Raw genomic sequence first — 22,481 nt, forward strand, 5'->3', positions numbered from 1 at the left:
GCCGTCCGCCCGGCCGGGGTCAGACCTATGCCAACATCGCTATGTGTGCAACCGTTGGCGCGACCCGGCGGGAGGCGAGCTCAGCCGGCCGGGTCGATCGTGGTCAGTCGCTGGGTGGCCCGGGACAGCGCGACATAGAGGGTGCGTACGCCGGCGCCCGGCTCCGCGCGGATCTCGCCCGGTGCGACCAGGACCACCCCGTCGTACTCCAGGCCCTTGGCCTCCAGGCTGTCCACCACCTGGAGGCGATCCCCGCCGAGCCGGCCGAGCCAGGCCGCGACCTCGCCCCGGCGCGGCGCCGGGGTGATCACTCCGACGGTGCCCTCGACCTGCCCGAGCAGGGCGCTGGTGGCCGTCACGACCGTGGCCTCCAGTTCGTTTGCCGGCACCACCAGCTGGACCGGGTCGACCCCGGTGGAGCGGACGGCGGTGGGCAGCGCGAGATCCGGGTACGCCCGCCGGATCTCGGCCGCCGCCACCGCGAAGATCTCCGCCGAGTTGCGGTAGTTCGTGGTGAGCGTGAAGCGGTGCCGCCGACGGCGACCCAGCGCCTGGTCGCGGGCCCGGTCCAGCTCCTGCGGATCCCCCGTCCACGCCGTCTGCGCCGGGTCACCCACCACCGTCCACGACGCCAGCCGCCCGCGCCGGCCGATCATCCGCCACTGCATCGGTGACACGTCCTGCGACTCGTCGACCACCACGTGGGCGTAGTCGCGGTAGTCCTCGGGGCGTTCCCGGGCCGCCTGCCGGGCGGCCCGCTGCCGGTCGGTGAAGGTGCTCAGCTCGCGCACCCCGCCGGCCAGCTGGAACGGGTCCCGCCTGGCCCGGGCCGGCCGCATCGGCTTGCCGAGCAGCGCGTCCAACTCGTCGAGGAGCGCGATGTCGGCGACGCTCGGCCCGTCGGCGGCCAGCACCCTGTAGGCCTGCCCGAGCAGCCGGATCTCGGCGCCGGAGAGGAGGCCGCTGGCGTACCGGCGCAGCCGCTGCGGATCGGCCAACCAGCCGAGCACGTGCCGGGGGTGCAACCGTGGCCACCAGGCCTTGAGGAAGTCGCGGAAATCCGTCCGGTCGATCAGCTCGTCCTCGAAGGCGCGCTGCTCGGGCAGGTGCGAGATGCCGAGGCGGCGGGCCTGCGCCCAGAGCGCGGCGAGCACGCCGTCGAAGCCGGCCCGGCGCACCTCGTTACGCCGGGCGCCGCGGGGCAGCGCCCGGTCCCGGATGGCATCCAGCTCGGCCCGCTCCAGCCGCAGCAGCTGCCCCCGGTACAGCAGACGCAACTCGGTCGGGGAGCCGGGCACCGCGTCCCGGGTTGCCCGTTCCAGCACCCGGCGCATCCGCAGCGAGCCCTTGACCGCGGCCACCTCGGGCGGATCGGTGCGGGTGGCGGTCGACCCGGGGAAGAGAGTGCCCAGGGAGTGCAGGGTGGCGGTGTCCTCGCCCAGCGACGGCAGCACCGAGGCGATGTACTCGACGAAGACCGAGGACGGGCCGATCACCAGGATGCCGCCGCCGGCGTACCGGCTGCGGTCGGCGTAGAGCAGGTACGCGGCCCGGTGCAGCGCCACCGCCGTCTTGCCGGTGCCCGGACCGCCGGAGACGATCGTGACCCCCGAACCGGGGGAGCGGATCGCCTCGTCCTGCTCGCGCTGGATCGTCGCCACGATGTCGCGCATGCCCCGACCGGTGGTCCGGGACAGGGTGGCCAGCAGCGCGCCGTCGCCGACCACCGCCATGTCCGGCGGCGCGGCGTCCGGGTCGAGCAGGTCGTCCTCGATCCGGGTGACCCGCTCCCCGCTGGACTGGATCGTCCGGCGCCGGACCACGCCCAACGGCTCGGCGGGGGTCGCCCGGTAGAACGCGGCGGCGGCCGGGGCCCGCCAGTCCACCACCAGGGTGCCGGCGTGCTCGTCGCGGATGCCGAGCCGGCCCACGTGGAGAACCTGCCCGTCGTGCAGGTCGAGCCGGCCGAAGACCAGCCCCTCGTACTCCGCGTCGAGCAGGTGGCGTCGCTGCGCGGCGTGGAAGACCATCGCGTCGCGTTCGACCAGGGCGCCGAAGTTGCCGACCCGGGCGAGCCGGTAACCGTCCCGTTCCGCGCGGACCGCCCAGCGGCGCAGCTCGGCCAGCCGTGCGTACACCCGGTCGAGATGCCGTTGCTCGGCGGCGATCTCCTGATCCAGGGTGCTCTGGTCCACCGTTCGTTCTCCTCGTGACGCCGCCCGGCCAACCGCACGAGATTACGCCCCCGTGCCCACGCTGCGCGGACGGGCACCTCGTGCACGCCAGCGGCGGGCGGGTGCCCGCCGTCAGCCGTCGACGTGGTGCCGGGCGGCAACGGCGTCGAGGACCCGGTGCAGCACGCCGTGCAGGGCGGAGTTGACCTCGTCGGGGCGCTCCATCATCAGCATGTGTCCGGCGCCACGGCAGACGGTCAGCTCGGTGGCCGGCAGGGCGGCGGCGATCGACTCCGCGCACGGCGGCGGGGTGAGGCGGTCCTTGTCGCCGACCAGGGCCGCGGCCGGCAGGTGGGCCAGCGCGGCGAGCGTGGCCAGCCGGTGGTGGGTGCCGATCGAGGCCCGGAAGCCACCGATCGAACGCAGCGAGGCACGGGCCACCGCGGAGGTCACCAGCCGGATGTCGGTCGGCTCGCAGCGGTCGCCGAAGAGCATCCAGCGGATGCTGGGTCGCAGCGCGCGCAGCAGGGCGCGGGGCGGGCGCCAGGCGCCGCAGCGGGCCAGTACCCCCGCGCCGGTGGTCTCGGCCAGCCGGATGATCCGGGCGATCCGGGGCGACAGGCCGTAGACGGTGTGCGTGTGCCCCTCGGCGGTGGTGGAGACGAAGACCAGTCCGGCGGTGCGTCGGGAGAAGTGCCCGGGGTGACGGTGCGCGTACTCCATGATCGTCATGCCGCCCATCGAGTGGCCGACCAGCACCACCCGGCCGGCGGGCACCACGGCGTCCAGCACCGCGGCGAGGTCGTCGCCGAGCTGGGACAGGGTCGCCGTGGGCAGCGCCATGCAGCTGGAACGACCATGCCCCCGCGCGTCGTAGGTGAGCACCCGGACCGATCCGAACGTTTCCCGCAGGGCGGCCACCTGCCGGTGCCAGCTGCGCCCGTCCAGCGTCCAGCCGTGCAACAGCACGGCGGTGACCTCGGCGTCCGCCGGACCGGTGGTCTCCACGTGCAGGCGTACCTCGTCGCCCATCCGCACCTCGATCGGCTCCGGCATCGCCACCTCCCACGACCGCACCGATGCGTAACGCCGGGGATACCCGGTGGTAACACCAGCTACCCGTCATGAGACCACGCGAACCGGGGCGCTGAGAAGATCCCGGCAACCGCTCCGCGCCGGCCACGGCACGGTCAGGCTGAGGACATGTCAGTGTCACGGGACGTGCCCGGCCGCCCGGCGCCGGGCGGCCGGGCACCCGGAGGGACACCCCGGGTGGCCCTCGCCGAACTGCTCGCGGGCAACCGGCGCTTCGTCAGCGGCCAGCCGGTGCACGGGCACGACGTGACCGCGGCCGCCGCCAGCGCCTCCGGCGACCAGCAGCCGTACGCCGTCCTGCTGGGCTGCATCGACTCGCGGGTGCCGCTGGAGGCGATCTTCGACCAGACCTTCGGGTCGATCTGCGTGATCCGAACCGGCGGCCACGTGCTGGACCGGGCGGTCCTCGGCTCGATCGAGTACGTGGTCGAGGTGCTGGGCGTACCGCTGGTGATGGTGCTGGGGCACGAGCGCTGCGGCGCGGTCGAGGCGACGGTCGAGTCGCTGCGCACCGGCCGGCGACCGGCTGGCGCGCTGGCCCACCTGGTCGACCGGATCGCACCCGCGGTGACCGAGGTGGGCGTCAACGACCCGGAGGTGCAACCGCTGGCCGTCCGCCGGCACGTCGCCCGCACGGTGGCCGCGCTACGCGCCGACCCCCTCCTGGCGACCCCCGTGGACACCGGCCGGATCGCCGTCACCGGCGCCCTCTACGACCTCTCCACCGGCCAGGTCACCCTCCTCGACCCCCGCTGACCAACGCCGATCGCGGAGTTCTGGGGAAACGGGGAACGCCCGCCGGGGTGGGCCGGCGGGCGTTCGCTGGTGGTGCGTGATCGGGAGTGGCGGGATCAGCCCTCGAAGACGCCGGCCTCGACCAGGCGCTTCTCGGTGGCGTCCCAGCCGTCACCCGGGTGGGTGTCGTTGAGGCCGTTGATCTCCGCCCGAATCTTGGCGGCGTGGCCGGCGGCGGCCAGCACCCGGATCTCCTCGACGAAGGCCTCGGAGTCGGTGCGCAGGTGCGCCGTCTTGCCGTTGGTCAGGTTCCGCACGTAGGCGTGCTTGCCGCCGTTGAGCGGGATCAGGTACTTGAACTCGCCCAGCACGCTGAGGGCGCCACCCTGGCCAGCCTGGCCGGCCCGGACTGACGCGCGCGCGGTCTTAGAGGTGTTGCTCGCCACGGAGGTACTCCTTGCAAGACGTACGGAGGACGAAACGTCCGGGGGCTGTTGCGGGGCGGCACCGGATGGGTGCGACCCGCAGAGGCTTACGCGGCACAGGCCGCCGATGGAACTGTACACGACCCACGATGCCAGGCGGTCATCGCGGCGCCACGAGGTGGAACGGCAGTCACCTGTCCGGGTATTCCGGCCGGCGGATTTGCCGATTCCCTGGCGCACCATCCGTCACACCAGTCATCATGTGTTGCAGCAACGCACCCGGCTCGGACGAGGTCGTAGGGGAAGACGCACCTCGCACTCCGGGAGGTCACCGTGCCAACGCGTGGCGTCGTATATGTCCACTCGACCCCGCTCGCCGTGTGCTCACACGTCGAGTGGGCGATCGCGCGCGTCCTCGCCGCGCCGGTCAACCTGCAGTGGACGGCCCAGCCCGTCGATCCCGGTGCCCGCCGGGCCGAGTGCGGGTGGTCCGGTCGCCCCGGAACGGGCGCCGAGCTGGCCGCTGCCCTCCGGCAGTGGCCTATGATCCGTTTCGAGGTCACCGAGGAGCCCAGTCCGGGCGCCGACGGCGAACGCTTCATGCACGTCCCGGGCCGGGGGTTGTTCCGGGCGACCGTCGGCGCCGCCGGGGACATCCAGCTCGGCGAGGACCGGTTGCGCAGCATCATGGCCGGTGCGCGGGCGCCCGAGGCCCTGGCGCACGCCCTGGACAAGGCGCTCGGCACCGCCTGGGACGCCGAACTGGAGCCGTACCGCTACGCCGGTGACGGCGCGCCGGTGACCCTGCTCACCAGGGTCGGTTGACCGGACCGGTGTCGGGTGAGGCGACGAAGGTCGAGTTGCCCCGATACGCGGTGAGCTGGTGGGATGGTCGGCGTGTCGACCACCCCTCGGCGCGTCGCCGCCGCGCTCGCCGTGACCGCACTGCTCGCCGCCGGCTGCTCCGACCCCGGGCAGCGGCCCGGATCAGGTCCGACGCCGGCACCGGCCCCGGAGGTGCCGCCGCCGTCGAGCGCCCCGCCGGAGGACCCGGCGACCCGGGCCGCCGCCCTGGTCGCCGAACTCGCCGACGAGGACCTGGTCGGTCAGGTGCTGATGCCGTACGCGTACGGCGACCAGGCGACGACGGTCTCGGCCGGCTCGGCGGCCGGCAACCAGGCCCTCGGCGGGGTGGACACGCCGGCCGAAATGATCGAGAAGTACCGGCTCGGCGGGCTGATCCTGGTGGGCTTCAGCGCGGACGACCCCACCCGGGGCAACCAGGTGACCACCAACGTCGACAACCCGAAGCAGGTCCGGAAGCTGACCACCGGGCTGCGCGAGGCCGCCGCGAGGCTGCCCACCGCGACGGCGCCCTTCCTGATCGGCACCGACCAGGAGCACGGCGTGGTCACCCGGATCATCGACGGGGTGACCATGCTGCCCAGCGCGCTCGGCGCCGGAGCCGCCGGTGACCCGGCGTTGACCGAGGCCGCCTGGCATGCCGCCGGCACCGAACTGGCCGCCATGGGCATCAACCTCGACTTCGCGCCCGTCGCCGACGTGCTGGTCACCCGCAGCACCGTGATCGGATCCCGGTCGTTCGGCGCGGATCCGCAACGCGCGGCGGACCAGGTCGGCGGCGCGGTCCGCGGGCTGCAGACCGCCGGGGTGGCGGCCACGCTCAAGCACTTCCCGGGGCACGGCCACAGCGCCGCCGACTCGCACCGGGACCTGCCCGTCCTCGACCAGTCCCGGGGCAGGCTGGCCGCCGAGGCGTGGCCACCGTTCACCGCCGGCATCGAGGCCGGTGCGCTGGCCGTGATGTCCGCCCACCTCGACGTACGCTCGGTCGACCCGGGTGTGCCGGCCACCTTCTCGGACAAGCTGCTCACCGACGTGCTGCGCGGCGAACTCGGCTTCCAGGGTGTGGTGATCACCGACGGGATGAACATGCCGCCGGCCCGCCGCTGGGGACCCGGCGAGGCGGCGGTCCGCGCCCTCAAGGCCGGCAACGACCTGATCCTCATGCCCCCGCACGTCGGTCAGGCCCACGACGGGCTGTTGACGGCGCTGCGGGACGGTTCGTTGCCCCGGGCCAGGCTGGTGGAGGCGGCCACCCGCGTGCTGACCATGAAGTTCAGCCTGGCCGACCGGGGCACGCCGGAGTTGTCCACGTTGGGCGTCCCGGCCCACCGCGCGGCGGCGCAGGCGCTGGCCGCAGGCGCGGTCACGGTGCTGCGCGGCCGGTGCGACGCCAGCGGGGTCGGTGGCCCGGTCACGGTCACCTCCTCGGGCGGTCGGGCACACACCCGGGCGGCGTTGACCGAGGCGTTGACCTCGGCCGGGATGACGGTGGTGCCCAGCGGTGGCACGCTGGTCCACCTGGTCGGGTACGGCGACGGCGCTGACGACCTACGGGCCGACGCCGCCGTCACGGTCGCCATGGACACCCCGTACCTGCTGGCCCGGGCGTCCTCACCGACCCTGCTGGCCACCTACTCGTCGAGCCGGGCCTCGATGGCCGCCCTCGCCGACGTGCTCGCCGGTAAGGCCCGCCCGTCCGGACGCTCCCCGGTCAAGGTGAGCGGGCTGCCGGCCACCACCTGCTCGGGCTGACCGCCCCGGCCGGGCCGGGGCGGCGAGACTGTCGGCGCCGCGGGTCAGGCCCGGGTGAAGACGAGAGCCACGTTGTGGCCGCCGAAACCGAACGAGTTGTTCAGCGCGGCGGGCACGTCCAGGTGCCGGGACTTGTTGACGACCACGTCCAGGGTGAGGCCGTCGTCCGGGTCGTCCAGATTGATCGTCGGCGGGACCACGCTGTCGCGGATGGCCAGGATGCAGGCGATCGACTCGAGGGCGCCGGCGGCACCGAGCAGATGACCGGACATGGACTTGGTGGCGGTGAGCACCGCGTGGTCGCCCAGCGCGGTACGCAGCGCCGTGATCTCCGCGATGTCGCCCACCGGCGTCGAGGTGGCGTGGGCGTTGACGTGGGTGATGTCGGTCCTCGCCACGCCCGCGTCGGCGATGGCCTTCGCGATGGCCCGGATCGCGCCGGCGCCCTCCGGGTGCGGCTGGACGATGTCGAAGCCGTCGGAGGTGATGCCCGCGCCGGCCAGCCGCGCGTACACCCGGGCGCCCCGGGCGGCGGCGTGCTCGGCCCGTTCCAGCACCACGATGCCGGAACCCTCGCCGAGGACGAAGCCGTCCCGGCCCTTGTCCCACGGCCGGGAGGCCCGCTCCGGCTCGTCGTTGCGGGTGGACATGGCCCGCATCGAGGCGAAGCCGGCGATCGGCAGCGGGTGGATCACCGCCTCGGTGCCGCCGGCCACCACCACGTCGGCGCGGCCGGCCCGGATCATGTCCAGGCCCAGCGCGATCGCCTCGGCGCCGGTGGCGCAGGCGCTGGCCACCGAGTGCACGCCCGCCTGCGCGCGGAGCTCCAGGCCCACCCAGGCGGCCGGGCCGTTGGGCATCAACATGGGCACGGTGTGCGGGGACACCCGGCGGGGGCCGGAGGCCTCCAGGATGTCGTCCTGGGCGAGCAGGGTGACCGCGCCACCGATGCCGGAGCCGATGCTGACTCCCAGCCGTTCCGGGTCGAGCCCGGCGTCGGCCAGGCCGGCGTCCGCCCAGGCCTGGTGGGCGGCGATCAACGCGATCGCCTCCGAGCGGTCCAGCCGGCGCAGCTTCACCCGGTCCAGCACGGTCGAGGGATCGACCGCCAGTTGGGCGGCGATCCGGACGGGCAGTTGCCCGGCCCACTCCTGGGTGAGCGGACTCACCCCGGAGCGGCCGGCGAGCATGGCGTCCCAGGTCGACGCGACGTCCCCGCCCAGCGGGGTGGTCGCGCCGAGCCCGGTGACGACGACGTCGATGCGACTCATGATCAGGACTGCGCCTCGATGTAGCTGACGGCGTCCCCGACGGTCTTGAGGTTCTGCACCTCGTTGTCGGGGATCTTGACGCCGAACTTCTCCTCGGCCGCCACCACGACCTCCACCATGGAGAGCGAGTCGACGTCCAGGTCGTCGGTGAAGGACTTCCCCTCGGCCACGTCGTCCGGGTTCACCCCGGCAACCTCTTCGAGGATCTCGGCGAGGCCGGCGGTGATCTCGTCACGGGTCATTGCGGTGGGTTCCTCTCATCGGGTTCTCTCGACGGGGCGGCGACGCCACCCGTCGTTCCCCGGCGCCACGGCGCCGAGGGGGTATCAGGGGCAGCGGACGACCTGACCGGCATAGGTCAGGCCCCCGCCGAAGCCGAACAGCAGCACCGGCGCACCCGAGGTCACCTCGCGCCGCTCGACGAGCTTGGACAGCGCCAGCGGGATGCTGGCCGCCGAGGTGTTGCCGGACTCGACGATGTCCTTGGCGATGATCGCCTGCGGGATGTTCAGCCGCTTGGCGATCCCGTCGATGATTCGGGAGTTGGCCTGGTGCGGGACGAACGCGGCCAGCTCGGAGGGGTCGACCCCGGCCCGCTCGCACGCCTGCACGGCCAGCGGCGCCAACGCGGTGGTGGCCCAGCGGAACACCGTCTGGCCCTCCTGGGCGACGTACGGCCGCCAGCCTTCGATGCGCACCGCGTCGCCGCGCTCGGGCACCGAGCCCCACACCACCGGGCCGACGCCGGCCGGCTCGCCCTCGGCGGCGGCGGTGACCACGGCCGCTCCGGCGCCGTCGCCGAAGATGATGCAGGTGGAACGGTCGGTCCAGTCGGTGAAGTCGGAGAGCTTCTCCGCGCCGATCACGATGGCGTTGCGCGAGGCACCGGCCCGGATCGCGTGGTCGACGGTGCCCAGCGCGTACGCGAAACCGGAGCAGGCGGTGTTGACGTCGAACGCCCCGGGCGCGTTGATGCCCAACGTGGCGGCGACCCGGCAGGCCACGTTCGGACTGCGGTCGATCGAGGTGCAGGTGGCCACCACGACCAGGTCGATGTCGGCGGCGGTCAGGCCGGAGTTGGCCAGCGCCTTGTCGGCGGCGGCGGCGGCCATGTCGGCGACCGTCTCGTCACCGGCGATCCGCCGGGTCACGACGCCGACCCGGTCGCGGATCCACTCGTCGCTGGTCTCCACCAGTTGGGCGATGTCGTCGTTGGTCACCACCCGGGACGGCTGGTAGTGCCCCAGGGACAGGATGCGGCTGCCCGTCACGACGAGGCCCCCCTACGGTCGGTCTCGCCACGAGACGTGTTCGGATTGTCGTCGGTGTGCTGCGCCCGGCCGGATGCCACGCCGTGCCGGGCGATCAGGTCGCGGGCGGCGGGCAGGCCGTCGGGGGTGTTCAGGGTGACGATCTCCGGGGCACCCGCGCCCTTGAGCTCGCGCTTGACCAGCCCGGCGAGCGTGCCGGCGGGCGGCAGCTCGATCACGCCGGTGACGCCGAGGTCGGCGAGGGTGGCCATGCAGAGGTCCCAGCGGACCGGGGCGGTCACCTGGCGGACCAGCCGCTGGAGCAGTTCCCCGCCGTGGTCCACGGGTGACCCGTCGAGGTTGGACAACAGCATCCGGGTCGGGTCGCTCGGGGTGACCCCGGCCGCGACCGTGGCCAGCGCCGCCTCCGCCGGGGCCATGTACGGGGTGTGGAACGCGCCCGCCACCTGTAGCCGGATGACCCGCGCCCGGGCCGGCGGCTCGGCGGCGAGCTTCTCCAGCCCGGCGACCTCGCCGGCGGCGACGATCTGACCGGTGCCGTTGCGGTTCGCGGCGTGCAGCCCGTGCCCGCTGATCGAGGCGATCACCTCGTCCGGATCGCCGCCGAGCACGGCGGCCATGCCGGTCGGCTCCACCGAACAGGCGGCGGCCATCTCCCGGCCGCGTACGCCGGCGAGGGTGATCGCGGCATCCGCCGGCAGCGCCCCGGCCAGTGCCGCCGCACCGAGCTCGCCGACGCTGTGCCCGGCGGTCAGCGAGACGTCGTGCATCGGCAGGTGCTCGGCGGCGAGCAGCGACGCGGCGACCAGCAGCGGCTGGGTACGGGCGGTGTCCCGGATCTCGTCGGCGTCGGCGTCGGTGCCCAGGTGCACGAGGTCGACCCCGGCCAGCGCGGACCACGAGCGCAGTCGGGCTTCGGTGCCGGGCAGGTCGAGCCAGGGAGTCAGGAAGCCGGGTTTCTGGGAACCCTGGCCGGGGCAGAGTACGGCGAGCACGTCTATGACTCTCCTGGATACCCACGGGTTGCGCTGTGCCGGCTGGCACCAAACCGCACTAGGACAGTTGGAGGGATCCTACAAAGATTGGTGCTGATCATCGCCGCTCTGTGATCTTTTACCGATGGGTGGGGCCAATGTCGGGGTCGGTCCCACCGGGTCCAGCCGGCCGACGGTCAGTGCGACCCGGAGCGCGAAGGCGTCCCGGGGGGCCAGCGGGCTGAATCCGGTGACGTCGGAGATCCGCCGCAGCCGGTAGCGAACGGTGTTCGGATGCACGTACAGCGCCCGGGCGGCGCTCTCCAGCGTGCCGCCCGCGGCAAAGAAGGCGTCCAGCGTCTCCAGCAGCTCACCACCGGCCCGGACCAGCACCGCGTACACGTCGTGACGCAGCCGCCGGCGGGCCTCGGCGTCGCCGGCGAGAGCCCGCTCGGGCAGCAGGTCGCCGGCGTGGACCGGCCGGGGCGCGGCGGGCCAGGCCGGCGCCGCCCGGTACCCGGCGAGCGCCGCCCGGGCGGACTCGGTGGCCTCGTCCAGGCTCGGCACCGCCGGACCGACGACCACCGGCCCCTCGCCGAAGGCGGTCAGCAGCTTGCCGGTCGCCGCGACCGGGTCGGCCGCCCCGCCGAGCACGATCACCAGGCGGTCGCCGTGCACACCGCCGATGACCTCGACCCCGATCCGCCGGGCCTGCCGGTAGACGGTGTGCAGCACGACGGAGACCTCGCCGCCGGGGGAGGGACCGACCGCCACCGACACCGGTGGTGCGTCCGTCCAGCCGAGCGCGGCGGCGCGGCTGGCCAGCACGTCCGGGGAGTCGCCGCGCAGCAGCGCGTCCACCAGCAGTGCCTGGAGGCGGGCGTCCCAGGAGCCGCGAGACTCGGCGGCCCGGGCGTACACCCGGGCGGCGGCGAAAGCGATCTCCCGGGAGAACCGCAACACCGCCTCGCGCAACTGCGGCTCCTCGCCCGGGGCGGCGAGCTCGCCGACCTGCTCCTCCACCACGTCGATCGTGACCTTGATCAGTGCGACGGTCTGCTGGAGGGTGATCGAGCGGGCCAGGGCCTGCGGTGCGGTGGCGAACACCTCGTCGGACACCTCCTGGGTGCCCTCGCCCGTTCCGCTGCCGGAGCGCAACCACTGGACCAGGGACCGGGCGCCGGCCTGGGCCACGAGCATCACCCACGAGCGCTGGTCGGCCGGCAGTTCCCGGAACCAGGGCAGGGTGTCGTCCATCCGGGCCACGCTCGCGGTGGCCAGCGCCCCGGCGGCCCGTTCGATCCGGCGCAGCGTGGCCGTCAGGTCCGTCCCGCCCGACTCGCTCACCGGCCTAGCCTGACATGTCCTCACCTGGACCTCGACGGCAGGCGTCGCCGGCGCCCCGGCGGGCCGACCGGGGTACGCGCCGCACGGCCCGTCGGATGCGGCCAGTACGGTGACAGAGCACGTCGGGTGGGCGCCGACGGGTGAGGGCGAGAGGGTGAGGAGACGCCGATGGCGTACGGGGAGGCCGACCACGGCTGCGCCCAGGGGGAGGACGTCACGCCCGCCTCGCTCCGGGGCGTCGAGGCGTCGGTGCCCCGTCAACGCGCCGCGGAGCCGCCGGCTCCCGGGCAACCCGAGCCGGCGACCGGTGGCTGCCTGAGCGAGCTGCCCGGCTGGGCCGGGGCGCACCGGCACGGACCGGTCCGCCCGGCGCACCGCAACGTCCGGCGGGAGCGCCCACCGCGCCGCTGGTGCTGAGCGGGGTGGGGCGGCTCAGCGGGTACGGCGGCGGATCAGCAGCGCGATCCCGGCGAGGCCGATGGTGATCACCAGCATCACCGCCACGTTCAACAGGAGCAGGCGACGCAGCTCGCTGAACGCCTCGTCGATGTCCTGAGCCGGGTTGAGCGCGTCCTCCGGGATGATGCGTTCGCCCCCGCCCGCCCCGCCGCTGACCGCCTCGTACGTCCGCTCCAGCGGCACGCCGGCGGTCCGCAACGTCTCGGACATGCTGACCCGCCCCAGGTACCAGGCTGGGGAGATCTTGCGGTCCGGCTGCTTGGCCGGCCGGAAGACCCGCGGCCCGCCGACCGCCTTCGGGTATAGGACGTAGGTCTGCTTCGGAACGTCGCCCGCGAGCACCACGACCGTGTACTTCGGACCGAGGTCGGCCTTCTTCGGGCCGCCCGACTGACGGACGAGGCCACGGTGGTTGACCTGCTCGATGACGGCCACGACGTACTCCGGGTGGGAGGCCGCGCGCAGCCGCAACGGCTCGTCCAGCCCGTGCCCGGTAATGTCCACCCCGGCCGGCGGCGTCTTCGGCGCGGCCGTGGCCGCCCCGGCGAAGGTGAGCACCAGCAGCAGGGCCGCGAAGCCGCCGACCACCGTCGAAATCAGTCGCCTCATCCGTCGGACCATGCCGCCTCCTCGCCCCGTTCGATGGCTGGCTGTGCTGCAGGGGTCACACGCTGGAAGGCTGACGGTGGTGACCGTGCCCTCAGGACGGGTGCCCACCTCAAAGACTCCACGGAACGTCGATCGGTTGCAGCTGATGGAACACTAATTGGAACTATCTGCGATCGCGACTCGACCAACGACCGCCTGGACCAGTGGGCGGATCTTACCGTGCGGAGGCCATGATGGGGGGCGGGACGCGACGCCGGGACAACGCCGATGCGCTCGGCGGGCCGCCACGCCTCTCCGGCAAGCTGGTCAGCGTGCCGCTCACGCCCGGATGGTCAGCCGATCGCCGGCGAGATCCGGTTCATCCTGACCACCGGGACGACGGTCCGGCCGGCGTGGTCGGCCGGGTGGTCGATCGCTCGGGCTTCGATCGGGAGGGACTCGTTCCCCTCGCGCCCTGTCGAGCTGAACCGGCGGCGCTATCGCCGCCCGCCGCCCGCCGCCCGCCGGGTTGGGTGATCCGTCTGCGCTATCAGCTCGACAGGGCGGACAGGTGGATTCGTGACCCGGCCCGGCATCGCCCCGCAGTTCGGCGTTGCGCCAGCCGGTGTCGTCGTCCCCGCGGGGACGGGGTTCCCGGCAGCCCGGTGGGGCCCGGCAGCCCGGTGGGGGCATCGTCGCCGGGGGCGGTGCCGCAACAGGCTGCGGCGCTCAGATCAGGCGTACCCGGGCGGCGCGCATCCGGGTCAGGGCGCGCTCGGGGCCGAGCACCTCCAGCGACTCGAACAGCGGCAACCCGACGGTGCGTCCGGTGACCGCGACGCGTACCGGCGCCTGGGCCTTGCCGAGCTTGAGGCCGCGCGCCGCGCCGACCGCCTCAAGGGTGGCCTTGAGCGTCTCAGCGTCCCACGACTCGATGGTCTCGAAGGCGGCGATGGCGTCGTCCAGCAGCTCGGCCGAGCCTGCCTTCATCGCCTTGGCCCAGGCTGCCTCGTCGATCAGCGGCGAGGCGACGAAGAGGAAGTCGACATTCGGCACGATCTCGCTGAGCACCGCGATCCGGGTCTGTGCCAGTGGCGCCACGGCGGCGAACGCGGCCGGGTCGAACTCCTCCGGCCGCCAGGGTGGCGGTGCGATGGTGCCGGTGCCGGTCAGCCACGGCTGGCAGACCTCGACGAACTCCTCGACCGGGAGCGCCCGGATGTACTCCCCGTTGAACGCGCGCAGCTTCTTCTCGTCGAAGAAGGCCGGTGACGGGTTGACCTCCGCCAGCCGGAACTCCTCCTCGATGACCGGCCAGGGCACGATCTCCCGATCGCCCGAGGGTGCCCAGCCGAGCAGCATCAGGTAGTTGCGCATCGCCGCGGCGAGGTAGCCCTCGTCCCGGTACGCCTCCAGGGCGACCTTGTCGCGGCGCTTGGACAGCTTCTGCCGCTTCTCGTTCACCACCACCGGCACGTGTGCCCAGACCGGTGGTTTCACCCCGAGCGCGTCCCAGAGCAGTTGTTGCTTCGGGGTGTTGGGCAGGTGCTCCTCGGCCCGGATCACGTGGGTGATCCCCATCGTCATGTCGTCCACCACGTTGGCCAGCAGGAACACCGGCGAGCCGTCGCCCCGGGCGATGACGAAGTCCTCGATGAGCCTGTTCTCGAAGGTCGGCTCACCCCGGATCAGGTCGGTGACCACCGTCGAACCCTCGTCCGGGGTGCGGAAACGCAGGGCCCGGCCCTCGCCGGGCGGCAGCCCCCGGTCGCGGCAGTAGCCGTCGTAGCCGGTGTACTGGGAGCCGGTGCGGGCCTGCACCGCCTCCCGGGTGCAGTCGCAGTAGTACGCCCGGCCCGAGTCGTGCAGTCGCCGCGCGGCGGCGCGATGCTCGTCGGCGTAGGAGGACTGGAAGTAGGGGCCCTCGTAGCTGCTCCGCTCGATGCCGATCCAGTCCAGCGCCGACAGGATGCCCTCGGTCCACTCCGGCTTGTTGCGCGCCGCGTCGGTGTCCTCGATGCGCAGCACGAACACCCCGCCCTGCTGCTTGGCGTAGATCCAGTTCTGCAGCGCCGAGCGGGCACCACCGACGTGGAACATGCCGGTCGGGGAAGGGGCGAAGCGCACACGTACCGTCACGGCCTCCAGACTACGGCCGTCCGCGTTCGCGTTCGGCGAGGGGTACGGCTCAGGGCACCGAGCGGATCTTCAGGACCAGGACGCTGCCGAGCAGGGTCACCGCGGCGGTGGTCGCGTACAGCGCCGGGTAGCCCCCCAGGTACACCACGATCGGCGCGGAGATGGCCGGGCCGAGCACCTGCGGCGCCGAGTTGGCGATGTTGATCACGCCGAGATCCTTGGCCCGGTCGGTGGCCCTCGGTAGCACCTGGGTGATCAGGGCGGCGTCGACCGACAGGTACACCCCGTAGCCGGCGCCGAGCAGCACCGCGGCGGCCACCGCCATCGGCCAGGTGGGCGCCGCGGCCAGCAGCAGTGCCGCCACCGCGATCACCACCCCGGCGGCGATCACGAAGATCTTCCGCTTGCCGGAGCGGTCCGAGAGTCGCCCGGCTACCACCGTGGTGGCCATCAACCCGGCGGTGTAGAGCAAGATCAGCACCAGCAGCCCACCCTCGGGGTCGGCCACCCGCACCTCGTCGGTGAGGAAGTAGAGCAGGTACAGGGTGCCGAGGGCGTTGCCGAGCTGGACCAGGAACCGGGTGATCCAGGCCCAGCCGAAGTCCGGGTACCGGCGCGGTGACACCCACATCCCCGCGAGCAGGCCCCGCAGCGACGGGCGGTGCGCGCGTGGCAGTGGGTCGTCGGTCGTACGCAGGGCGAACGGCAGCGCGAACAGCAGCACGGCCGCGGCGATGGCCAGGTAGCCGGCGGCGGTGCCGGTGACCACCGCCGTGACCAGCACGACGCCGAGGACCAGCCCCAGCGCCTGGGGGATGCCGACCCAGCCGGAGACGCCGCCGCGCTGCGTGACCGGGACCCGGTCCGGCACGGCGGCGGTCAGGCTGGCCAGCATCGCGTTGAAGCAGACCTGCGCGGCGACCCAGCCGACCGCCACCCCTACGACGCTGCTCGCCTGCGCGAGCAGCACCAGCGCCAGCGCGCCGAGCACCGCACCGCCGAGGGTCCAGACGTGCCGGCGGCCGAACTCCCACCGGCCCAGGCGCAGGCAGGTCCGGTCCGACAGGGCGCCGGCGAGCGGGTTGGCGAGCACCGCGGCCAGGGCGCCGAATCCGGTGACCACCGCCAGCATGGTCTCCTTGTTCGCCGGCGCGATCTGCCCGAGCTGCTGTGGCAGCAGCACCTGGATCGGGGTGAAGAAGGCCATCCAGACGCCGAGGTTGGCGGCGAACAGCAGCGCGATCCAGCCCCGCCGGACCGGCAGGCTCGGCTCGGCGAGCGCGGCCGGCAGCGACGTCGGGGTGGGGTCGACGGTGGTCACCGGACCGGTTCCGGCCGGGCCGTGGCGATCACGTCCCGCAACCAGGCGTACGACGACTTGGGCGTGCGGTGTCCGCTGCCGAAGTCGACGTGGACGAGGCCGAAGCGTTTGGTGAGGCCCTCGGCCCACTCCCAGTTGTCCAGCAGGGACCAGACGAAGTAGCCGGTCACGTCGATTCCGTCGTCGATCGCGGCCCGGACCGCCCGCAGGTGGCCGTCCAGGTAGTCGATCCGCTCCGGGTCGTGCACCCGCCCGGCGGCGTCCGGCGCGTCGTCGTAGGCGCAGCCGCTCTCGGTGATCTGCACCGGCGGCAGGTCCGCCCCGTAGCGGCGGTGCAGCCAGCCGAGCAGTTCGTGCAGCCCCTCCGGGACCACCGGCCAGTCGAAGGCGGTACGCGGGTAGCCGGTGAGCGGCACCAGGTCGAAGGGGAGCGGGGCGCCCTCCTCGGGCGCGCGTACGGCGGTGGGGTGGTAGTAGTTGACGCCGAGCACGTCGATCGGGGCGGCGATCACGTCGAGGTCGCCGTCGCGCACCACGGTGGTGTCGAAGCCCAGCTCGGGCGGGTACCCACGGCCGAGCAGCGGGTCGGTGAACAGCCGGTTGTGCAGCGCCTCGTAGGCCGCCGCCGCGGTGGCGTCGGGCCGGCTGCCGCCGACGGTACGCACCGGCGAGTAGTTGTTGGCGATGGCGACCTGGCTGGTGCTGCCGGCGCGCAGCGCGGCGACCGCGAGACCGTGGCCGAGTAGTTGGTGGTGGGCCACCGGGAAGGCGTCGAAGAGCAGCATCCGGCCCGGCGCGTGTACGCCCATGCCGTGCCCGAGGCTCATGTGGATGAACGGCTCGTTGAGGGTGATCCAGAGCTTGACCCGGTCGCCGAGGCGGGCCGCCATCAGGTCGGCGTAGTCGGCGAAACGGTGTGCGGTGTCGCGGTTCAGCCAGCCGCCGGCGTCCTCCAGCGTCTGGGGGAGGTCCCAGTGGAAGAGGGTGGCGACGGGGTCGATGCCGTGGTCGAGCAGTTCGTCGACCAGCCGTTCGTAGAAGTCCAGCCCGACGGGGTTGACCGTACCGGTGCCGGTCGGCAGCACCCGGGGCCAGGCGATCGAGAAGCGGTACGCGGTGACGCCCAGCCCGGCCATCAGGGCGACGTCCTCGGCGTACCGGTGGTAGTGGTCGCAGGCCACGTCGCCGGTGCTGCCGTCGATGATCCGACCGGGTGAGCCGGCGAAGGTGTCCCAGATGGACGGGCCGCGTCCGCCGGTCCGGGCGGCGCCCTCGATCTGGTACGCGGACGTGGAGACACCCCAGCGAAATCCGGTGGGGAACTCGGGCATCGGTGCGGTCGGCATGCGCTCTCCCGGGAAACGCGAGACGTGTTCGGAACTCTAGGGCGAGTCGCGGCGGGGCGCCATAGGCTCCCGGGCCGCAGAGAGCAATACCTTTCGGCGTGTCTTCGGCGAACACGTCCATATACGTCCGTTTTTGCGCATACAGTTCCAAATATTGTGGGATGTCCTCACTGGAGGAAGACGGAAATGATCCTCGTGGAACGCAGCGCGCACGTGGCGGCGCCGGTGGAAGCGGTCTGGGATGTGGTGCAACGGGCCGAGCAGTTGCCGGCCTGGCTGGCCGGGGTCCGCGCGGCCGAGGTCCTCTCGGGGGAGGGCTTCGGCCGGCGGCAGCTGGTCCAGGCCGGCCGCGGTGCCGCGCATGAGGCCGAGGTGATCGCCTACCAGGAGCCGGGCCTGATCGGTTGGCGCGAGCGCGCCAAGGGCGCCGGTGCCCGGGCGGAGGCGCGCACCGAGATATACGTCCAGCTCACCCCCGACGAGGAGGAGGGTGGGACGGTCGTCCGGCTGATCGTCGTGCGCTGGCCGGCCGGCCCGGTCAAGGCCGCCCTGCTCCGGCTCGGCCTGCGTCGGGTCGGCGCCGACCTGGAGGACTCGCTGGCCCGGCTGACCGACCTGGCCGCCGTCGGCTGACGGATCGCGTCCCTGGCGTCACCCGCGACGGTGGCGGCCCGGTGTCCCTTCCAGGTGCACCCGGGCCGCCACCGCTGTCCGCCACCCGGGCCGGTCCTCACACCACCACGGTGAACGCGGCGACGCGTACCTCGTCGAGGTGCCGGAACTCGAAGGACAGCCGGTAGGTGCCGGCCGACGGCACGGTGACGCCGAACGCCACCACCGAGCTGGGTTGGCTCGCCGCCGCGGGGTGCACGTGCAGGTACGCCAGGTCGCCGTGGCGCAACGCCACCAGGTGCCCGTACGCGCCCAGGTGCCGTTGCAGGTCGTTCACCGGCCGCCCGTCGCGGCCGAGCCAGACGAGCACCTGGTGGGACTCGCCCGCGCGCAGCCCTCCGTCGAGCGTGATCGTGTACCCGTCCGACCAGGCCGGTCTCCTCGGGCGGGGCGAGCGGGCCGGCGGCGTACCGGCCGGGGACCGGCAGGTCGACGCCCAGGGTGACGCCCGCCGGTGCGCCCGCAGGCCAGAAGTCGGCGATGGCTCGCAGCGGGCCGGGTGCCGCCGGGGTGACCGTCACCCGCCAGGTGCCGTCCGCACGCGAACGGCCCGGCACGGTGGAGAACACCGCGCCGGGCCCTGGTCGGGCGGACGTCCTGGCTAGCTGTCGCCGCCGGTCTCGCCGACCGGCGCGGCGTTGACGTCGTCGATGGCGTACTTCTTGGCCGCCTCGGCCGGTACGTGCGCCGGCACCGCCCCGCGCAGCGCGAGCTGCCGCAGCGTCGCGACCGCGATCGACTCGGCGTCGACGTGGAAGTGCCGCCGCAGCGCGTGCCGGGTGTCCGACAGGCCGAAGCCGTCGGTGCCCAGCGAGGTCCAGTCCCCGGGCACCCAGCGGGAGATCAAATCCGGCACCGCCCGCATCCAGTCGCTGACCGCGACCTTCGGCCCCTCGGCTTCGGCCAGTTTGCGCTGGATGTACGGCACCCGCTGCTCCGCGCCCGGGTGCAGGAGGTTGTACTCCTCGCACTGCACCGCGTCGCGGCGCAGCTCCGTCCAGGAGGTGACCGACCAGACGTCGGCGGCCACGCCCCAGTCCTGGGCGAGCAACTGCTGCGCCTTCAGCGCCCACTGCATGCCGGTGCCCGAGGCCAGCAGGTTCGCCCGGGTTGCGTCGCCGTCGATCGAGGGAGCGGGGGAGTAGCGGTGGATCCCCTTGACGATCCCCTCCACGTCCACGCCGTCCGGCTCCGCCGGCTGGTGGATCGGCTCGTTGTAGACGGTGAGGTAGTAGAAGACGTTCTCCGGCTCCGCGCCGTACATCCGGTGCAGGCCGTTCTCCATGATGTGCGCGATCTCGAACGCGAACGCCGGATCGTACGCGACCACCGCCGGATTGGTGGCGGCGAGCAGCAGCGAGTGGCCGTCCTCGTGCTGGAGCCCCTCACCGTTGAGCGTGGTGCGGCCGGCCGTGGCGCCGAGCACGAAGCCCCGGGCCATCTGGTCCGCCGCCGCCCAGAAGCCGTCGCCGGTGCGCTGGAACCCGAACATCGAGTAGAAGATGTACATCGGGATCATCGGCTCGTCGTGGGTGGCGTACGACGAGCCGGCCGCGGTGAACGAGGCGACCGAACCGGCCTCGTTGATCCCCTCGTGCAGGATCTGCCCGGCGGTCGACTCCTTGTACGACAGGAACAGCTCGCGGTCGACCGAGGTGTACCGCTGGCCGTGCGGCGAGTAGATCTTGGCCGTGGGGAAGATCGAGTCCAGGCCGAAGGTGCGCGCCTCGTCCGGGATGATCGGCACCCAGCGCCGGCCGAACTCCTTGTCCTTCATCAGGTCCTTGAGCAGGCGGACGAAGGCCATCGTGGTGGCCACCTTCTGCTTGCCCGAACCGCGCTTGACGTCGGCGAACCGCTGGCTGCCCGGGATGGCCAGCGTCCTGCCGCTGGCCCGCCGCGACGGCAGGTAGCCGCCGAGCTGCCGGCGCCGCTCGTGCAGGTACTGCATCTCGTCGGACTTCTCGTCCGGCCGGTAGTACGGCGGCAGGTAGGGGTCCTCCTCCAGCGCCGAGTCCGGAATGTCGAGGTAGAGCCGGTCGCGGAAGGTCTTCAGGTCCTCCAGCGTCAGCTTCTTCATCTGGTGCGTGGCGTTGCGGCCCTCGAAGTGCGAGCCCAGCGTCCAGCCCTTGATCGTCTTGGCCAGGATCACGGTGGGCTGGCCGGTGTGCTCCGTCGCCGCCTTGTAGGCCGCGTAGAGCTTGCGGTAGTCGTGACCGCCCCGCTTGAGGTTCCAGATCTCGTCGTCGGTCAGACCCTCGACCATCTTGCGGGTGCGCGGGTCACGGCCGAAGAAGTGCTCGCGCACGTACGCGCCGGACTCCGCCTTGTAGGTCTGGTAGTCGCCGTCCGGCGTGGTGTTCATCAGGTTGACCAGCGCGCCGTCGGTGTCCGCGGCGAGCAGCGGGTCCCACTCCCGCCCCCAGACAACCTTGATCACGTTCCACCCGGCGCCCCGGAAGAACGCCTCCAACTCCTGCATGACCTTGCCGTTGCCGCGCACCGGACCGTCCAGGCGCTGTAGGTTGCAGTTGATCACGAAGGTGAGATTGTCCAGCTCCTCGCGGGCGGCCACCCCGATCGCGCCGAGGGTCTCCGGCTCGTCCATCTCACCGTCGCCGAGGAAGGCCCAGACGTGCTGGTCGGAGGTGTCCTTGATGCCCCGATGCTGGAGGTACCGGTTGAACCGGGCCTGGTAGATGGCGTTCAGCCCGCCCAGCCCCATCGAGACCGTGGGGAACTCCCAGAAGTCCGGCATCAACCGGGGGTGCGGGTACGACGGGAGCCCGCCACCGGGATGCGACAGCTCCTGCCGGAAGCCGTCGAGCTGGTTCTCGCTGAGCCGGTCCTCGAGGTACGCCCGGGCGTACATGCCGGGAGAGGCGTGGCCCTGGTAGAAGATGTGGTCGCCGCCACCCGGGTGGTTCTTGCCCCGGAAGAAGTGGTTGAAGCCGACCTCGTAGAGGGAGGCGGAGCTGGCGAAGGTGGAGATGTGACCGCCGACGCCGATCTCCGGCCGCTGCGCGCGGTGCACCAGCATCGCCGCGTTCCACCGCACGTACGCCCGGATCCGGCGCTCGACGTGCTCGTCGCCGGGGAACCACGGTTCGCGCTCCGGCGGAATGGTGTTGAGGTAGTCGGTGGTGGTCAGCGACGGCACGCCGACCTGGCGCTCGCGGGCGCGCTCCAGCAGCCGCAGCATCACGTAGCGGGCTCGCTTGGTGCCACGTTCGTCGATGACACCGTCGAGCGACTCGACCCACTCGCTGGTTTCTTCGGGGTCGATGTCCGGAAGCTGGCTCGGCAGGCCGGCCGTGATCACCGGGCGCTTGCGTTCCGTAGCCACAGGCGTTCCCTCGGTTGTGTGTGGGATAGGTCTCTAGCGCCATCCTGCCCCGTCGTGGCACTCGGCGTCACGTCCACCCGGCGCAAGGGCGACGCTCGACACAGGTACCCACCAGTAACTCTGCCTGCCCGGCTCGTCCGGACCCGCCCTCTCGGAGCCCGCCGGGGCCGACCCGGGAAGTCCGACGAGATCTTGGCGCGGGACCGCACCCGAGGGGCACTTCCGGACCAAGATCTCGAACGGGCCAGGGTCGGTGGGGGCAGGATGGGCGTATGCGCAGTGAGGTGATCACCGTCCGGACCGGTTCCCGGCCGACCGTCCGCGACATCACGGCCGAGGCCGAGCAGTTCCTCACCGGCACCGGCGACGGGCTGCTGCACGTCTTCGTGCCACACGCCACCGCGGGTGTGGCCATCATCGAGACCGGCGCCGGCTCGGACGACGACCTGATCACCGCGTTGGACGCCGTACTGCCCACCGACGAGCGGTGGCGGCACCGGCACGGCTCGCCGGGGCACGGGCGCGACCACGTGCTGCCCGCGTTCGTCGCGCCGTACGCGACGCTGCCCGTGCTCGGCGGTCGCCTGGCGCTGGGCACCTGGCAGTCGGTCTGCCTGGTGGACACCAACGGCGACAACCCGACCCGGCAGGTCCGGTTCTCCTTCCTACCCGGCTGACCCCCGGTCGCCCGGCTGACCC

Annotated in this window: 19 protein-coding genes and 1 pseudogene; 6 read left to right on the forward strand and 14 right to left on the reverse strand. The window is 72.8% G+C overall.

Going from position 1 to position 22,481, the window contains the following annotated elements; genetic code table 11:
- Window positions 1–80: 80 nt before the first annotated feature.
- Complete coding sequence (locus KIF24_RS07360) at window positions 81–2,195, reverse strand: HelD family protein (protein ID WP_221083392.1); 2,115 nt, start codon at window positions 2,193–2,195, stop codon at window positions 81–83.
- A 111-nt stretch (window positions 2,196–2,306) separates the two neighbouring features.
- Window positions 2,307–3,230, reverse strand: a complete 924-nt coding sequence (locus KIF24_RS07365; protein WP_221083393.1) for an alpha/beta fold hydrolase — start codon at window positions 3,228–3,230, stop codon at window positions 2,307–2,309.
- Between the two features lie 147 nt (window positions 3,231–3,377).
- On the opposite strand from KIF24_RS07365, the gene KIF24_RS07370 reads away from it, so the two are divergent.
- Window positions 3,378–4,025 carry a carbonic anhydrase gene (locus KIF24_RS07370; protein ID WP_221083394.1) on the forward strand — a complete coding sequence of 216 codons (648 nt, stop codon included), beginning with the start codon at window positions 3,378–3,380 and terminating at the stop codon, window positions 4,023–4,025.
- A 95-nt stretch (window positions 4,026–4,120) separates the two neighbouring features.
- Here KIF24_RS07370 and KIF24_RS07375 read toward each other — a convergent pair whose 3' ends face one another.
- Window positions 4,121–4,450: a hypothetical protein gene (locus tag KIF24_RS07375; RefSeq protein WP_221083395.1), complete on the reverse strand. Its 330-nt coding sequence runs from the start codon at window positions 4,448–4,450 to the stop codon at window positions 4,121–4,123.
- A 312-nt stretch (window positions 4,451–4,762) separates the two neighbouring features.
- On the opposite strand from KIF24_RS07375, the gene KIF24_RS07380 reads away from it, so the two are divergent.
- Window positions 4,763–5,254: a DUF3145 domain-containing protein gene (locus KIF24_RS07380; RefSeq protein ID WP_221083396.1), complete on the forward strand. Its 492-nt coding sequence runs from the start codon at window positions 4,763–4,765 to the stop codon at window positions 5,252–5,254.
- Window positions 5,255–5,317: 63 nt separating this feature from the next.
- Window positions 5,318–7,048 (forward strand): glycoside hydrolase family 3 protein, encoded by a 1,731-nt coding sequence (locus KIF24_RS07385; protein WP_221083397.1) that lies wholly within the window; start codon window positions 5,318–5,320, stop codon window positions 7,046–7,048.
- 44 nt (window positions 7,049–7,092) lie between these two features.
- On the opposite strand, the gene fabF is transcribed toward KIF24_RS07385, so the two are convergent.
- The 5 genes and pseudogenes from fabF to KIF24_RS07410 form a co-directional block, all read right to left on the reverse strand.
- Window positions 7,093–8,319, reverse strand: coding sequence for a beta-ketoacyl-ACP synthase II (fabF, locus tag KIF24_RS07390; protein ID WP_221083398.1), 1,227 nt, complete (start codon window positions 8,317–8,319; stop codon window positions 7,093–7,095).
- A gap of 2 nt (window positions 8,320–8,321) precedes the next feature.
- Complete coding sequence (locus KIF24_RS07395; protein ID WP_007072348.1) at window positions 8,322–8,561, reverse strand: acyl carrier protein; 240 nt, start codon at window positions 8,559–8,561, stop codon at window positions 8,322–8,324.
- 84 nt (window positions 8,562–8,645) lie between these two features.
- Window positions 8,646–9,590, reverse strand: a complete 945-nt coding sequence (locus KIF24_RS07400; protein ID WP_221083399.1) for a beta-ketoacyl-ACP synthase III — start codon at window positions 9,588–9,590, stop codon at window positions 8,646–8,648.
- Window positions 9,591–9,600: 10 nt separating this feature from the next.
- Window positions 9,601–10,585, reverse strand: a pseudogene (locus KIF24_RS07405) (ACP S-malonyltransferase); the annotation flags it as partial.
- Between the two features lie 78 nt (window positions 10,586–10,663).
- Window positions 10,664–12,103 carry a PucR family transcriptional regulator gene (locus KIF24_RS07410; RefSeq protein WP_407939896.1) on the reverse strand — a complete coding sequence of 480 codons (1,440 nt, stop codon included), beginning with the start codon at window positions 12,101–12,103 and terminating at the stop codon, window positions 10,664–10,666.
- Here KIF24_RS07410 and KIF24_RS07415 point away from each other — a divergent pair.
- Entirely contained in the window at window positions 12,080–12,328 is a 249-nt protein-coding gene (locus tag KIF24_RS07415) for a hypothetical protein (RefSeq protein WP_221083402.1), read from the forward strand. The two genes, KIF24_RS07410 and KIF24_RS07415, sit on opposite strands and share 24 nt — an antisense overlap.
- A 15-nt stretch (window positions 12,329–12,343) precedes the next feature.
- On the opposite strand, the gene KIF24_RS07420 is transcribed toward KIF24_RS07415, so the two are convergent.
- The 4 genes from KIF24_RS07420 to KIF24_RS07435 all read right to left on the reverse strand — a co-directional run bounded on the left by KIF24_RS07420 (window position 12,344) and on the right by KIF24_RS07435 (window position 17,764).
- Window positions 12,344–12,991, reverse strand: a complete 648-nt coding sequence (locus KIF24_RS07420) for a hypothetical protein (protein WP_221083403.1) — start codon at window positions 12,989–12,991, stop codon at window positions 12,344–12,346.
- A gap of 696 nt (window positions 12,992–13,687) precedes the next feature.
- The gene (gene gltX, locus KIF24_RS07425; protein WP_331461032.1) at window positions 13,688–15,097 is read right to left on the reverse strand and encodes a glutamate--tRNA ligase; all 1,410 of its coding nucleotides are present in this window, start codon (window positions 15,095–15,097) and stop codon (window positions 13,688–13,690) included.
- Window positions 15,098–15,146: 49 nt separating this feature from the next.
- Window positions 15,147–16,418: an MFS transporter gene (locus tag KIF24_RS07430; RefSeq protein WP_221083404.1), complete on the reverse strand. Its 1,272-nt coding sequence runs from the start codon at window positions 16,416–16,418 to the stop codon at window positions 15,147–15,149.
- A complete protein-coding gene (locus KIF24_RS07435; protein ID WP_230415352.1) occupies window positions 16,415–17,764 on the reverse strand; it encodes a GH1 family beta-glucosidase in 1,350 nt (449 codons plus the stop codon). The genes KIF24_RS07430 and KIF24_RS07435 overlap by 4 nt, the downstream gene beginning before the upstream one ends.
- A 186-nt stretch (window positions 17,765–17,950) precedes the next feature.
- Here KIF24_RS07435 and KIF24_RS07440 point away from each other — a divergent pair, with 186 nt between their 5' ends.
- The gene (locus KIF24_RS07440; RefSeq protein WP_221083405.1) at window positions 17,951–18,397 is read left to right on the forward strand and encodes an SRPBCC family protein; all 447 of its coding nucleotides are present in this window, start codon (window positions 17,951–17,953) and stop codon (window positions 18,395–18,397) included.
- 97 nt (window positions 18,398–18,494) lie between these two features.
- Here the strand turns inward: KIF24_RS07440 and KIF24_RS32320 are convergent, their stop codons facing one another.
- The gene (locus KIF24_RS32320) at window positions 18,495–18,746 is read right to left on the reverse strand and encodes a hypothetical protein (protein ID WP_230415353.1); all 252 of its coding nucleotides are present in this window, start codon (window positions 18,744–18,746) and stop codon (window positions 18,495–18,497) included.
- Window positions 18,747–19,037: 291 nt separating this feature from the next.
- Window positions 19,038–21,782 carry a pyruvate dehydrogenase (acetyl-transferring), homodimeric type gene (aceE, locus tag KIF24_RS07450; protein WP_221083406.1) on the reverse strand — a complete coding sequence of 915 codons (2,745 nt, stop codon included), beginning with the start codon at window positions 21,780–21,782 and terminating at the stop codon, window positions 19,038–19,040.
- A 272-nt stretch (window positions 21,783–22,054) separates the two neighbouring features.
- On the opposite strand from aceE, the gene KIF24_RS07455 reads away from it, so the two are divergent.
- The gene (locus KIF24_RS07455) at window positions 22,055–22,459 is read left to right on the forward strand and encodes a YjbQ family protein (RefSeq protein ID WP_221083407.1); all 405 of its coding nucleotides are present in this window, start codon (window positions 22,055–22,057) and stop codon (window positions 22,457–22,459) included.
- Window positions 22,460–22,481 lie beyond the last annotated feature (22 nt).

It is taken from the genome of Micromonospora tarapacensis (assembly GCF_019697375.1).
GTDB lineage: Bacteria > Actinomycetota > Actinomycetes > Mycobacteriales > Micromonosporaceae > Micromonospora > Micromonospora tarapacensis.